The 14,048-nt window shown below is 72.8% G+C and carries 6 protein-coding genes; all 6 read left to right on the forward strand.

The genetic code is table 11. The annotated features are described in order from the left end of the window. Positions 1-108: 108 nt before the first annotated feature. Positions 109-1,746: an acyl-CoA carboxylase subunit beta gene (locus tag ACZ58V_RS24920; protein ID WP_471292366.1), complete on the forward strand. Its 1,638-nt coding sequence runs from the start codon at positions 109-111 to the stop codon at positions 1,744-1,746. A 50-nt stretch (positions 1,747-1,796) separates the two neighbouring features. After that, positions 1,797-3,080, forward strand: coding sequence for a wax ester/triacylglycerol synthase domain-containing protein (locus ACZ58V_RS24925; protein WP_471292369.1), 1,284 nt, complete (start codon positions 1,797-1,799; stop codon positions 3,078-3,080). Positions 3,081-3,202: 122 nt separating this feature from the next. Beyond that, complete coding sequence (locus tag ACZ58V_RS24930) at positions 3,203-4,639, forward strand: MFS transporter (RefSeq protein WP_471292703.1); 1,437 nt, start codon at positions 3,203-3,205, stop codon at positions 4,637-4,639. Between the two features lie 42 nt (positions 4,640-4,681). Next, positions 4,682-6,076: an NAD(P)/FAD-dependent oxidoreductase gene (locus tag ACZ58V_RS24935; RefSeq protein WP_471292372.1), complete on the forward strand. Its 1,395-nt coding sequence runs from the start codon at positions 4,682-4,684 to the stop codon at positions 6,074-6,076. Positions 6,077-6,139: 63 nt separating this feature from the next. Next, on the forward strand, positions 6,140-7,651 hold the full coding sequence (locus ACZ58V_RS24940; RefSeq protein WP_471292375.1) for an acyltransferase domain-containing protein: 1,512 nt from the start codon (positions 6,140-6,142) through the stop codon (positions 7,649-7,651). A 62-nt stretch (positions 7,652-7,713) separates the two neighbouring features. After that, positions 7,714-13,776, forward strand: a complete 6,063-nt coding sequence (locus tag ACZ58V_RS24945) for an SDR family oxidoreductase (RefSeq protein WP_471292378.1) — start codon at positions 7,714-7,716, stop codon at positions 13,774-13,776. The last annotated feature ends 272 nt before the right edge of the window (positions 13,777-14,048 follow it).

A 14,048-nucleotide genomic window follows, 5' to 3' on the forward strand; every position in this document is an offset into this window, starting at 1 on the left:
TCCCGATTTCGCTTGACATGCGGTACGGCGACCCTCGAATAATCGAAGTGAAAGGGGGAGCCTCAAAGGAGAGGAGCCCGCCTCCAACAGACGGAGAGAGACCCGAGGATGACGGTCCGATCCGCGGCTCCGGTCGAGAGCCCCGCCCCGGCATCAGGCTTAGCAACCCACGCCGACACCCCCACCGACAACCACTCCGCCCTGCGCGACAGCGTCGCCCTCCTGCACGCCACCCGGCGCGAAGCGGAGCAAGGGCCGAGCGAGCGCGCCACCGAACAACAGCACGCCCGCGGCAAACTGACCGCGCGGGAACGGCTTGACCTGCTCTTCGACGACGGCTCCTTCCACGAGGTGGAGCGGCTGCGGCGGCACCGGGCCACCGGCTTCGGACTGGAGCACCGCAGGCCCCACACCGACGGCGTCGTCACCGGCTGGGGCACCGTGCACGGCCGCACCGTCTTCGCCTACGCCCATGACTTCCGCATCTTCGGCGGGTCCCTGGGCGAGGCGCACGCCGCCAAGATCCACAAGATCATGGACATGGCCCTTTCGGCGGGAGCACCCCTGGTCTCCCTCAACGACGGCGCGGGCGCCCGTATCCAGGAGGGAGTATCGGCGCTCGCCGGATACGGGGGCATATTCCAGCGCAATACCAAAGCGTCCGGGGTGATACCGCAGATCGCGGTGATGCTCGGCCCATGCGCGGGCGGGGCCGCCTATTCTCCGGCTCTCAACGACTTCGTCTTCATGGTGCGCGGCACCTCCCAGATGTTCATCACCGGTCCCGATGTGGTGCAGTCGGTGACGGGCGAGGAGATCTCCCACGAGGGACTGGGCGGCGCCGATGTCCACGGCGCGGTGTCCGGCGTCGCCGGCTTCGTCCACGACGACGAGACCGAGTGTCTGGAGGAGGTCCGCCACCTGCTCTCCCTGCTGCCGTCCAACAACCGTGAGACGCCGCCGTCCTACGACTGCGCCGACCCCGCCGGACGCGCCGGCGAGGCGCTCGCCGACCTGGTGCCGGCCGACGGCAACCGCCCCTACGACATGCGCGCGGTGATCGAGGAGGTGGTCGACGAGGGCGACTGGCTGGAGACGCACGCGGGCTGGGCGACCAGCGTGCTGTGCGGACTGGCCCGGCTGGACGGGCAGACCGTCGGCGTCGTCGCCAGCCAGCCGACCAGCCTCGCGGGCGTGCTGGACATCCATGCCTCCGAGAAGGCCGCCCGCTTCATCTCCGTCTGCGACGCCTTCAGCATCCCCCTGGTCACCCTGGTCGACGTGCCGGGTTTCCTGCCGGGGGTCGACCAGGAGCACGGCGGCATCATCCGGCACGGCGCCAAGCTGCTGTACGCGTACTGCAACGCCACCGTGCCGAGGGTCTCGGTGGTGCTGCGCAAGGCGTACGGGGGCGCGTACATCGTCATGGACTCCCGGTCCATCGGCGCCGACGCCGCCTACGCCTGGCCCACCAACGAGATCGCGGTGATGGGCGCGGAGGGCGCCGCGGGTGTCGTCTTCCGGCGGGAGATCGCCGCGTCCGACGATCCCGAGGCGACCCGCGAGCGGCTCGTCAAGGAGTACAAGGCCGAGCTGATGCATCCCTACCACGCCGCCGAGCGGGGCCTCGTCGACGACGTCATCGACCCGGCGGAGACCCGCGCCACGCTGATCGAGACGCTGCGCGCGCTGCGGGCCAAACACGCCGACCTGCCGTCCCGCAAGCACGGCAACCCACCCACCTGACCAGCCGCCCGGGGACGATGTACGCCGCGACCGGCAGGGGAGCCGAGCGCATGAATCACCGACTCAACCCGATCGACGAGGTCTTCCTCGCCATGGGATCCAGGGGATCCCGGGGATCCGTGGCGCGGGAAGCCGGCCTGACCCACGGACAGTTCCTCCGGTTCCGGGGGAGCCCGCCGCCCCTGAGCGACCTGTACGACCTCCTGAAGCAGCGGTTGCCCGCGCTCCCGGGACTGACCCACCGCATGACACCGGGCCCCGGACGCCCCCGGCGCGAGCCGGACCCGGGCTTCGATCCGGCGGCGCATCTGCGCGAGGAGGAGTTCCCGCCGGGGACGCCCCTCGACACCGTCCTGACCGCCCTGGCCCGTGAGCCGCTGCCGGACAGCGCCCCGCTGTGGTCGATGCACCTCGTGCACGGCTGGGCCGACGACGAGTTCGCGGTCTGCTTCCGGGTCCACCACAGCGCCGAGGACGGCATGGGAGCCTCCCACATCGTCTCCTCGCTGTTCGGCGACCCCGGCCTGGAGGACGGCAAACGGCGTTCGTCGGGTGTGCGGCCGCTCGTCAGCGGTTCCGCCGGCGAACTGGCCCGGGGCACGGTGAGCGTGGGCACCGGACTCGCCCGCGCCCTGCTGCCCGCCCAGCCCTGGCCGAGGGTGCCAAGGCCCTGCGCCGAACGCCTCGGCGTGGCCACGGCCGGTGCGACCTGGAACGAACTGCGAGAGCTGAGCCACCGGTTCGGCGCCACCCTCAACGACGCGTTCCTGATGACCCTGTGGAAGGCCGTCGACGACTGGGCGGCCGACGGCGACGAGGAGATCCGGGCGCGCTTTCGCACGGCACCGGTTCCGGTCCGGATGCCGCTCAGCACCCGTGTGCCCGGCGAGGACGCCCTCGTCGGCAACCACCTCACCACCGCGGTCGTCAACCTGCCCGAGAGGGGCACGCCGTTCGACGTGGCCTTCGGGCAACTCGCCGAGCGGACCCGGCGGATGCGCGCCCACGGCCTGCGGCCGGCCAGCAGGGTCCTGGTCGGGGTCCTGCCCGCGCCGGTGACCCGGTGGACGGTACGGCGGCTGCTCAGCCCGCACGCCTCACCGCTGTACGCCTCCAACTTCAGCCTGCCCACGGCGCTGTCCTTCGGCGGCGCCCCCGCCGTCGACGCGACCCCGATCGGCGTCCTGCTGCCGGGCAACGCACTGTCCGTGACGCTGCTCTCCTACGGGCAGCGGGTCCGGGTCGGCTTCCTGTACGACCGCGCCCTGCCCGACGCACGGCGGCTGGCCGGCCTGTGGCGCGAGGCGCTGGACACCCTGTCCGTCTCCGCCTGACCGGCCCCCCGTCCCCCGAAATTCAGTCCCGTACGCCCGACGAAGGATCTCCTGTGCTCGGTTGGCCCCCTTCCCGTGGAAACGCAGTCTCGACGCTGATCGTGAGCGCCCTCGCGGTGTTCATGGCCGCGTTGGACAACCTCGTGGTGATCACCGCGCTGCCCGCCATCCAGAAGTCCCTGGGAACCGATCTCCAGGAACTGGAATGGACGGTGAACGCCTACACCCTGTCCTTCGCCGTCTTCCTGATGGGCGGCTCCGCCGCGGGCGACCGCTTCGGACGCCGGCGGATGTTCCTGATCGGTCTCACGGTGTTCACGGCCGCGTCGGCGGGCTGTGCGCTGGCCGGCTCGCCCGGGGAGCTGATCGCCGCCCGGGCCGTGCAGGGCTTCGGCGCGGCCATCGTCATGCCGCTGACCCTGACGCTGCTGACCGAGGCGGTCTCCGAGCGGCGGCGCGGCATCGCCCTCGGAGTGTGGGGCGCGCTCAGCGGACTGGCCGTGGCGCTCGGCCCGCTGATCGGCGGGGCCGTCGTGGAGAAGATCTCCTGGGAGTGGATCTTCTGGGTCAATGTGCCGATCGGCGCCGCCGTGCTGCTGCTCGGCGTGTGGCAGCTCGCCGAGAGCAAGCAGGCCGGAGCCCGGCTCGACATCGTCGGCACCGTCCTGGTCAGCCTCGGCATGCTCGGTGTGGTCTTCGCGCTGGTGAGCACCACCAACGACGGCTGGACCAGCGGCAAGGTGCTCGGCTCCCTGATCGCCGGGCTCGTGCTGCTGGTGGCGTTCGTGCTGTGGGAACTGCGTGCCCGGACGCCGATGCTGCCGATGCGGCTGTTCGCCAACCGGGCCTTCAGCGCCGTCAACGTCACCAGCATGCTGATGTTCGCGGCCATGTTCGGACTGGTCTTCCTGCTCACCCAGTTCATGCAGAACATCCAGGGCTTCTCGCCGCTGGAGGCGGGTGTGCGGATGCTCGCGTGGACGGCGATGCCCGTGGTGATCGCCCCGCTCGCGTCCTTCCTGACCGCCTGGATCGGCAACCGGCTCGTGGTGGCGCTGGGGCTGCTGGCCGAGGCCGTCGCGCTCGGCTGGCTCGCCTCGGTGACCGAGGTGCACACCGAGTACACCGACCAGGTGCCCGGCCTGGTGCTGGGCGGCATCGGGCTCGGACTGTTCTTCGCGCCGACCGCCGAGATGGCGATGAACGTCGTCAAGCCGCGCGAGCAGGGCATCGCCTCCGGCGCCAACAACACCTTCCGCGAACTCGGCGGTGTCCTCGGCGTCGCGGTCCTCACCTCGATCTTCACCTCCTACGGCGGCTACGGCACCCCGCAGCAGTTCGTCGACGGGCTGGTGCCCGCCACCTGGGCCGGGGCCGGATTCGCCGCGCTCGGCGTGCTGGCGATGCTCACCGCGCCGCGCCGCTCCAAGCAGAGCCGGACGGTCGAGACGGCCCGGGGCTCCTCCGCCCGCGAAACCGACGCGAGCGCGTCTCCCGAGGCCGGCGGGTCGGCCGAGCGGGAGAAGAGCGGGGCCGGCAGCGCCGCGCGGCGGCGATGACGTACGAGCGAATCGGACGACACGGCGACTGGGGGACCTGAGATGTACGACGTCATCGTGGTCGGGGCACGCATCAGCGGTGCCGCCACGGCCATGCTCCTGTCGAGGGCCGGACACAAGGTCCTCCTCCTCGACCGCGCCGTCTTCCCCGGCGGGAAGGCCGCCGCGACCAACCTGGTGCACCCGCCCGGCATCCTCCGGCTCAAGCGCTGGGGGCTCTTGGAGCAGCTGAAGGCCACGGGCTGCCCGCCGATCCGCGAGTACGGCCTGCAGAGCGGCCGGGCCCGGCTGATGGCCCCGCTGCCCGCGGCCGACGAGGTCGACGAGGCGTACTCCCCGGACCGGACCGCCCTGGACCGGATCCTGCTGGATGCCGCGATCGCGTCCGGCGCGGAGTTCCGCGAGGGCTTCTCCGTGCGGGACCTGTGCACCGACGAGGCCGGCACCGTCACCGGCGTCCGGGGAGAGACCGAGGACGGCACCGCGGTGACCGAGCACGCCCGGCTCGTGGTGGGCGGCGACGGCTCCAACTCCACCGTCGCCCGCCTGACCGGCGCCGAGAAGTACGGCGCCCGGCCCGTCCTCAACAAGAGCCACTGGGCGTACTGGGAGGGCCTGCCGCACGACGGCCGGGTCCGCACCCACCGGCACGCCCGCAAGCACACCTTCACCTGGCCCACCCACGACGGCCTGACGATCGTCGGAGTCGCCCAGCCCACCGGGGACTTCAAGGCCGGCGCCCAGGAGGAACGCGACCGGACGGTCATCGACGCCTTCGAGGCCGTCGACCCCGAGTGGGCCGCCGCCCTGCGCGACACCCGGCGCACCGGCCGCTGGATGACCGGATCCGTGCCCAACTTCCTGCGCCGCTCCCACGGCCCGGGCTGGGCCCTGGTCGGCGACGCCGGCTACACCCGCGACCCCATCACCGCCGCCGGCATCAGCGACAGCCTGCGCAGCGCCGAACTCCTGGCGGACGCCGTCGACACCGCGTGGTCGCGGCAGGGCGGCGCCGGACTGCCCGAGGCGCTCGCCCGCTACGGCAGGCGGCGGGACGACCTGGTCAGGGGCCACTACCGGTACACCTGCGACCACGCGGCCATCGCCGATCACAGCCCCGAGGAGGTCGAGTTCATCGAGGCGATGAGCCGCAGCGCCACACACGGCCGCGACATGGTCGGTGTCTTCGCCACCATCGTGGACCCCGCGCGGTTCTACTCCGCAGCCAACATGCACGCCCTGCTGGACCACGTGGCCCCTGGCCCGGACACCAGCTGGAAGGTGCGCATGGTGCGCTGGCTGGTGCGCGGAGCACCACGGCACATCCCCCCGGCCCGCCGGGCCGGCGACCGGCTGATCGCCGGGAACCTGGGCTCCATGGGCCAGTACCTGCTGGACAGCACCCGGCATCGGCCGGCCGGGCCCGCGCCCGTATAGCGGGCCCGTGGCGGCCGACCGGCCACGACCTTCGACACACCCGCGAGAAAGGGAAGTTCCGCCATGCCCGAAAACACCTCCACCGCCTTCCTCCTGCCCGGCCAGGGCGGCTTCGACGGCGCCGCGCTGCGCCGGGCCGACGCCACCCACCCCCAGGTCCGGCGGGTCTTCGAACGCCTCGACGCCGAGACCGAGAAGCTGTTCTCCCGCCGTATCAGCGACCTCGTCCTCGCCCCGGGCGAGGCCGGTCTGCGCGACCTGCTCGCCCGCGACTCCTGGATGTCCCAGGTCGCCATCTACGGCGCCGGCCTCGCCGCCCACGAGATCCTCACCGACCACGGCGTCCGCCCGGACGTGCTCGCCGGACACAGCCTCGGCGAGATCACCGCCCTCGTCGCGGCAGGTGCCTTCTCGGTGGAGGACGGGGTGCGGATCGTCGCGCAGCGCGTCGCGGTCATCGAACGCCACGACGGGATCGACGGCCGCATGGTGGCCCTGTCCGCCGGGGCGGACCGGGTGCGGATGCTGCTGGGACTGCTGGACGAACCGCTGCTGGCGGTCGCCACCGAGAACCACGACGAGCAGACCGTGGTCAGCGGACCCGACGCCGCCCTGGACCAGGTGACGGCCATCGCCGCGCAGCTCGGCATCGGCGCCATCGAGATCGACGCGCCCTTCCCCTTCCACACCCCGGCCCTCGCCCCCGCCGCGCCCGAGTTCGAGGCGTATGTCCGCACGCTGGAGCAGCACCCGCTGCGCGGGCGCGTGTACTCGCCGATCCTCCAGCGCCACTACGAGCCCGGCGAACCGCTCGCGGGCCGGCTCGCGGACCACTTCGTCCAGCCCGTGCGGTTCGCGGCGGCGGTGCGCCGGCTGCACGGCGACGGTGTCACCACGTTCGTCGAGGCGGGCGGACGCCCCGCGCTGTCCAAGCTGGTGACCCGGCTGACGCGCGGCTCGGACGTCCGCTCCCTGGCGACCCTCGCCCTCGACGACGGCGATCGGCTCGCACTGGACACCACGCTCCGCGAACTGCGCGCGGCGGGCCTGGCCGACCCGGGCCCGGGGGGCTCGGGCCTCGCCGAACTGCTCGCCCCGTCCGTGCCGTCCGAGCTCTTCGACGCGTACTGGAAGGCGCACGGGCACGAGGTCAGGGAGCGGATCCGGATGGATCTGCGGGCCTTCGGGGACGGGCAGGAGAAGCCGGAGCCGCAGCGGGAGACGGAGCAGGCCGGGAAGCCCGAGCCCGAGCCCGAGCGGGCCCCGGCCCCGGCGTCCTCCGCGCCTGCGAACGCCGCTCTCGACCGGGACGAGGTGTTCGCCGAGCTGCGGACCCTGTACGCGCAGGCGCTGGAGTACCCGGAGGAGGTCTTCGAGGCCGGGGTGCAGCTGGAGGCGGAACTCGGCGTCGACTCCGTCAAGCAGGTGGAGCTGCTGTCGCGGGTGTCGCAGCGCTACGGGCTGCCGCCGCGCGAGGCCGACTTCCGCCTGGACCCCTACAACACGCTCGACACCATCGCCGACTTCGTGATCGCGGAGCTGGACCGGCTCGCCGAGCCCCAGCCGGTCGGCTGAACCGGACCGGCGACGGTCCCGGTCACCGCCTGACGCACCTCTGGAAGAAGGACACGTATTTCATGAGCGACCTCACCGGCAAGGTGGCGCTGGTAACCGGCGGGTCGAGGGGGATCGGAAAAGCCATCGCGCGGGATCTCGCCGCGCGCGGCGCCGACATCGTCCTCAACTACTTCCACTCGCACGACCAGGCCAAGCAGACCCGCGACGAGCTCGTCGCCGAAGGCGCCCGGGTCGACCTCGTACGGGCCTCGGTGGCCCGGCAGGAACAGGTCGACCGGATGTTCCAGGAGATCGACGAGCTGCACGGACGGCTCGACATCCTCGTCAACAACGCGGCGAACGGCGCCCTGCTGCCGCCGGACGAGGTCACCGAGACGCACCTGGACAAGGCGATCGAGACCAACTACAAGGGCGGGCTGCGCTGTGCCCGGGCCGCCGCGCCGCTCATGGCGCGTGGCGGCGGCGGCTCCATCGTCACCGTCTCCGCGCTCGGCGGCTCCCAGATGGTGATGGCCAACTACTCGGCGTGCGCCCCGGCGAAGGCCGCCGCGGAGGCCGCCTCCCGGTATCTCGCCGTGGAGCTGGCGCCGTTGGGCATCCGCGTCAACATCGCCTCCGCCGCCATGCTGAGCAGCGAGGTGGCGGACAAGTTCCCCGACGCCGGACCGATGCAGGACGTCATCGAACGGGCCACGCCCTGGGGGCGGCTCGGCAGCCCCGAGGAGTTCGCCGCGCTCGTCTCCTTCCTGGCCTCCGACGACGCCCGCTGGATCACGGGGCAGGTCGTCCTGGCGGACGGCGGCCTCACACTGGGCGCGGCGCTGCTCTCGCCGCCGCGGCAACCCGCGGAGCAGCCCATGGCGGAGTCCGGGGCACGCGCGGAGTCCGAGGTGCTGGCGGGGTCCGGGGTACCCGCGGGGTCCGAGGCGCTGGCGGGGTCCGTGGCGCTGGCGGGGTCCGGGGTACCCGCGGGGTCCGAGGCGCTGGCGGGGTCCGGGGCACGCGCGGGGTCCGGGGCACGCGCGGGGTCCGAGGCACCCGCGGAGCCCGTGGAATCCGCGGAGCCCGTGGAATCCGTAGAGCCGGAGGAATCCGCCGAGTCCGGGGACGACGCCATCGCCGTCGTCGGCATGGGCATGGCCGTCGCCGGTGCCAACAGCCCCGACGAGTTCTGGAAACTGCGTACGACCGGGGACGAGCTGTTCGTCAAGGTCCCCCGGGACCGCTGGCGGCACGACAGCTTCCACTCGGCGGACCTGTCCGCCGAGGACAAGGCGTACGCCGAACAGTGCGTGTTCATCACGGACTTCGAGGCCGCCGACGGCGCCCTCGCGGGCATGCCCGGCGGCCCCGGTGAGCAGGAACTGACCACCCAGTGGCTGCGCCACAGCCTGGTGCAGGCGCTCGACGGCGTCAGCCGCCGGGACGACGACCGGTGCTCCTTCGTGATCGGTTACACCCCGGACGGCAGCCAGCACCTGGAAGAGGCCGGCGTCCTGCAGAGCGCGACCCGCCTGACGCACGGCATCGTCGACGACCTCGGCCTGCCCGACGAGGAGCGGGACAAGCTGCGCGACGGCATCGACCGGACCCTCGCCGAGCGGTACCGGCGCGGCGCCGGCTCCCCGTCCCGCTTCCTGCCCCACCGGGTCGGCGAGGTGGCCATGGACGGTGTCCTGCCGGCGTCCACCGAGCTTCACATGGTCGACACCGCGTGCTCCTCGTCCCTGTACGCCGTCGACATCGCGGCCAAGGGCCTGCTCATGGGCAAGCAGGACATCGCCGTGTGCGGCGGGGCGTTCGCGCTGGCGCCGCGCGGCACGGTGCTGTTCTCCAAGCTCCAGGGCCTGTCGAAGCGGGGCACCGTCCACGCCCTCGACGAGAGCGCCGACGGCGTGATCTTCGCGGACGGTGCGGCCCTGGTCGTCCTCAAGCGACTGAGCAGGGCCCGCAAGGACGGCGACCGGGTGCTCGGGGTGCTGCGGGCCTTCGGCTCCTCCTCCGACGGCAAGGGCAAGGCGATCTACGCCCCGAACGCCGCCGGGCAGGGCCTCGCCGTGCAGCGGGCCCTGGAGGGCGGCGAGGTCGACAGCGCCGACGTGCGGTGGATCAACGCGCACGCGACCGGTACGCCCGCCGGTGACCTGGAGGAGTTCACCACGCTGCGGGAGCACTTCGGCACCTCCACGCCGACGGCCGTCACCTCCAACAAGTCGCTGCTCGGCCACACCGGCTGGGCCGCGGGCGTCGTCTCGCTCATCGAGAACCTGAAGGGCCTGGAGCACGACACCATTCCGGGGCAGTACCGCCTCGACACGCCCCGGGCCGACTTCCGGCTGGACGACACCGGCCTGGAGGTCACCTCGCGGCCGAGGCCCTGGACGGCCGACGGGGAGCGGCCCCGGCTGGCGGCGGTGTCCGGGTTCGGTTTCGGCGGTACGAACGCCCATCTCATCGTCTCCGAGGACCGCGGCGCCGAACCGGAACAGGTGCGGCCCCCCACGACCAAGGCACCGGCGGCCGACAGCCGGGTGGCCCTCGTGGGCTGGTCGGCGCATCTGCCCGGACTGGAGGGACGGGAGGACGTGACGCGCTGGCTGGAGGGCGGCGACGGGCCGCTCGACAGCTTCGGGGCGGACTATCCGGTACCGCCGTTCAACCGGGTCCGGCTGCCCCCGAAGACGATCCGCGCGCTGGACCGGTGCCAGCTGATGATCCTGGAGTGCGCGCACGAACTGCGCGACCGGATGCCGGACTTCTGGAGCGGACAGGCCGCGAAGACCGGGGTGTTCGTCGGGCACATGGGGCCGACGAGGGCGGCGATGCACTACGCCAACCGCTGCTACCTGGACGACGTCGGGGAGGCCCTCGCCGCCTCGCCCCCGGCCGGGTCCGCCGAGGTTCCGCGCGTGCTGGACCGGCTGCGCGAGCAGGTGCGGTCGATGATCCCGGAGTCCAACGAGGACTCCTTCCCCGGCCAGATGCCCAACATCATCTCCGCCCGGGTCGCGAACTACTTCGACCTCAACGGCGCGAACATGACCGTGGACTCGGGCTTCGCCTCGGCCCTGTCGTCCCTCACCCTGGCGAGCCGCTATCTGCGCACCGGGGAGCTGGACTTCGCCCTGGCCGGCGGCATCAACGGCAACAGCCTCCCCGAGTACCGCTCCCTCATCGGCGACCTGCTCCCGGACGACCGGGCGGAACTCGCCGAGGGTGCCTTCCTGTTCGCCCTGACGACCGAGGAGCGGGCCCGGAGCGCGGGCCTGACCGTGCTCGCCTACGTCGACGAGACCGTCGACGAGACCGTACGGGAGACGCCCGCGCGTGAACCCGTCCTGTGCGGCCCCGACGCCCCGGAGAACGCCCGCTACCTGGGCGCGTCCGGCGGCCTGGCCGTCCTGCGTGCCCTGCACGGACCGGCGGGCCGGGCGACCGTGTCCGGCGGCGGCGACGCCGGCAGGCCGGGAGCGAGCGTCCACCTGACGATCCCGGGCCCGACGGACGTCACCCCCGGCACTCCGTCCGCCCTCCTGCGCGCGCCCTTCCGCTCCACCACCCACACCGAGGCCGGCGACCCGCTGTGCGTCCGCCGCTTCGTGCCGGTGCTGGAGGAGACGCCCGCGAAGCCGGTGCGTGAGAAGGTGCCGTTCCTGCCGGACGGGGCCGTGGTCGTCACCGACGCCCCCGATCTGGTGGCCCGGGCCGCCGGTCCGGAGACCCGGCTCAGGGTGCTGTCCACCACGCCGCTCGACGACCGGGGCCGCCCCGGCTGGCACCATCTGCCCCGGGTCACTCCGGAAACGGTCCGCGAGGCACTCTCGGGAAGCGCGCCCGGGCCGGTCACGCACCTGCGGGTGCTGAGCGACCTCGCCCGCGCCGTACCGCCGGACGCGGACGCCCTCGCCTCGGACACCGCACCGCCCCTGACGGCCCTGCACGACGCCGTGTACCTGGCCGTCCAGCAGACCTACGACGATCTGGCCCGGCCCGGTGCCGATCTGACGATGCTGCTGCTGGGCGCCGTACGGGACGGCACCCCGCACCCCTGCTCGGGCCTGTTCACCGGCCTGCTGAAGAGCGCGGGCCTGGAGCTGGCCGAGGGCGGCAGCCTCGCGTTCCTCACCTCCGGGACGGACGTGACGGCGGCGGTCCACGGCGTCGAGGAGGAGAGCCGGGCCGAGCGGGACTTCCCCGTGGTCGTGGAGAGCGGCGGAGCACGCCTTACCCCGCGGCTGCGCGAGGAACCGGTCGAGCTGGAGGAGGCGACGCCGGCCGCGCTGGACCGGGACTCCGTGATCGTGGTGGCCGGGGGGACCCGGGGCATCACCGCGGAGGTGGCCAAGTCCCTCGCCAGGGAGTTCGGCCCGCGCATCCACGTCCTCGGCAGCAACGACCTCGACGCCTACCCGGCGTCCGTCTTCGAGGGCACCGACGAGGAGTTCGCCGCCGGCCGGGCGAAGTACATCACCGCCGAACTCGGCAAGGGCGGCGGCCGTAGCGTCGCGAGCATCACCAAGGACTTCGACCGGATGCTCAACGCCCGCGAGTCCCGCGCGAATCTGCGCGAGATGGCGGAGCACAGCGGCACCGAGCGCGTCACCTACCGCGCCTGCGACATGCGCGATGGAGCCGAGGTCGAGAAGGCCCTCGGCGAGATCCTCCGGACGGAGGGACGGGTCGACCTGCTCGTCAACGCCGCCGGGCTCCAGCGATCGGCGCTCATCAAGGACAAGGACTTCGCGGAGTTCACCGCCATCCGGGATCTGAAGGTGGCGTCGTACCGGAACCTGAAGTACGCGCTGCGCGACGCCCCGCCGCGGCTGTGGTGCAACTTCGGTTCGCTGCTGGGCTGGTTCGGGCAGCTCGGCGAGGCGGACTACGCCGCCGCCAACGACTTCCTGGGCACGGCGGCCGGTCATGCGACGGCCACCTCGGACCACCCGGAGGTCACCATCGGCTGGACGCTGTGGGCGGGCGTCGGCATGGGCGCCGGGGAGTTGACGAAGGCGTACTACGAACGGGCCGGCTCCTACAGCAGCATGCCGGTGCCCGAGGGCGTCCACCACTTCGTGCAGGAACTGCACGCGCCCGTCCGGCGCCCCTCGGTCGTGCACCTCGGCGAAGCGGAAAAGGCCACGGTGGAGAAGTTCTACCCCGGCTATCTCGCGCAGGCGCCGGCGGAGCGGCCCGGGGAGCCCGGGGGGTTCTTCCTGCGGCGCGAGGTGTCCTCGGACGGCCGGTCGGCGGAGTTCGAGTGCCTCTTCGACCTGCGCACGGACGGCTATCTGGAACACCACACCGTGCGCGGCGAACCCACGCTGCCCGGCACGTTCGTGACCGAGCTGGCGGCCGAGGCGGCCCGTCGCCTCGTGCCGGGCCGGCGGGTGGTGGCCTTCGAGGACGTGACGTTCGAGCACTTCCTGCGGGTGTACCGCGACGTCCCCACGGCACCGAAGCGCATCACGGCCGAGGTCGTCGAGGACGAGGGGCGCGAGGGGGGCGAGACCACGGTCGTCCAGGTCCGGGTCCTGGAGGACGTGGTGGCGCCCAGTGGCGTCGTACTCGTCAAGGACAGGCCGCACTTCACGGCCCGTGTGCTCATGGCGGACGCGTATCCGCACGCCCCGCGCTGGGACGCCTGGGACCACGCGGACGACACTCCCGTCCCCGACCCGTACCACCAGCCGGGCTCCCCGGTCCGGCTGAGCGGACCGTTCGTCTCGACGAGCGGCACCGCCGTCCACCCCCGGGGCAAGAGGGCCCGCTACGACCTCTCCCTCCCCTCGGACGAACCGCACTGGCAGGGGTTCTCCGTGCCGTGCGTCCTGCTGGACGGACTGGCCCGGGTCGGGGTGCTGGACCTGCCGGACGACCGGCGGATGCCGGTCGCCGCGCCCCTGTCGATCCGCCGTATCGACCTCTACGAGGAGGCGAACGACCACACCCTGTCCACCGGCCCCGACCCCATCGGCCTGTACGCCACACCTCCCGGGTTCGGCCTGGCCGCCGAGCGGGTCGAGAACCGGTTCGTCGCGGCCCGGCCGGACGGCCGGATGGTCCTGCAGATGAAGGACCTGCGCGCGGCCCTGATCGGCTACGTCGACGCCGACCCGGCATGACCGGCCCGACCAGGAAGGAACACGCACCCATGCAGACCTCCCCGCCCGGGGCGGAGCCCGAGGACCCGTCGGTACAGCCGACAACCCGGATGGTGTGGCGCCCGGCCGCCCTGCCACCCCTCACCGGGGTGGCACCCGCCCTGTCCGGCATGCGGGTCCTCCTGCTCGCCTGCGACGACACGACCGCCGACCGAGTCGCACACGAACTGACCACACACGGCGCCCACGTACACCGCCACACCCCCACCACCCGCACACCGGTCCCCGGCCCG

This window comes from Streptomyces sp. NPDC040589 (assembly GCF_055594445.1).

Excerpts from the sequence above, each read along its gene's own strand:
- ACZ58V_RS24925 (WP_471292369.1), top strand. The coding sequence starts at position 1,797 with ATGAATCACCGACTCAACCCGATCGACGAGGTCTTCCTCGCCATGGGA.
- ACZ58V_RS24945 (WP_471292378.1), top strand. The coding sequence starts at position 7,714 with ATGAGCGACCTCACCGGCAAGGTGGCGCTGGTAACCGGCGGGTCGAGG.
- ACZ58V_RS24940 (WP_471292375.1), top strand. The coding sequence starts at position 6,140 with ATGCCCGAAAACACCTCCACCGCCTTCCTCCTGCCCGGCCAGGGCGGC.
- ACZ58V_RS24920 (WP_471292366.1), top strand. The coding sequence starts at position 109 with ATGACGGTCCGATCCGCGGCTCCGGTCGAGAGCCCCGCCCCGGCATCA.
- ACZ58V_RS24935 (WP_471292372.1), top strand. The coding sequence starts at position 4,682 with ATGTACGACGTCATCGTGGTCGGGGCACGCATCAGCGGTGCCGCCACG.
- ACZ58V_RS24930 (WP_471292703.1), top strand. The coding sequence starts at position 3,203 with ATGGCCGCGTTGGACAACCTCGTGGTGATCACCGCGCTGCCCGCCATC.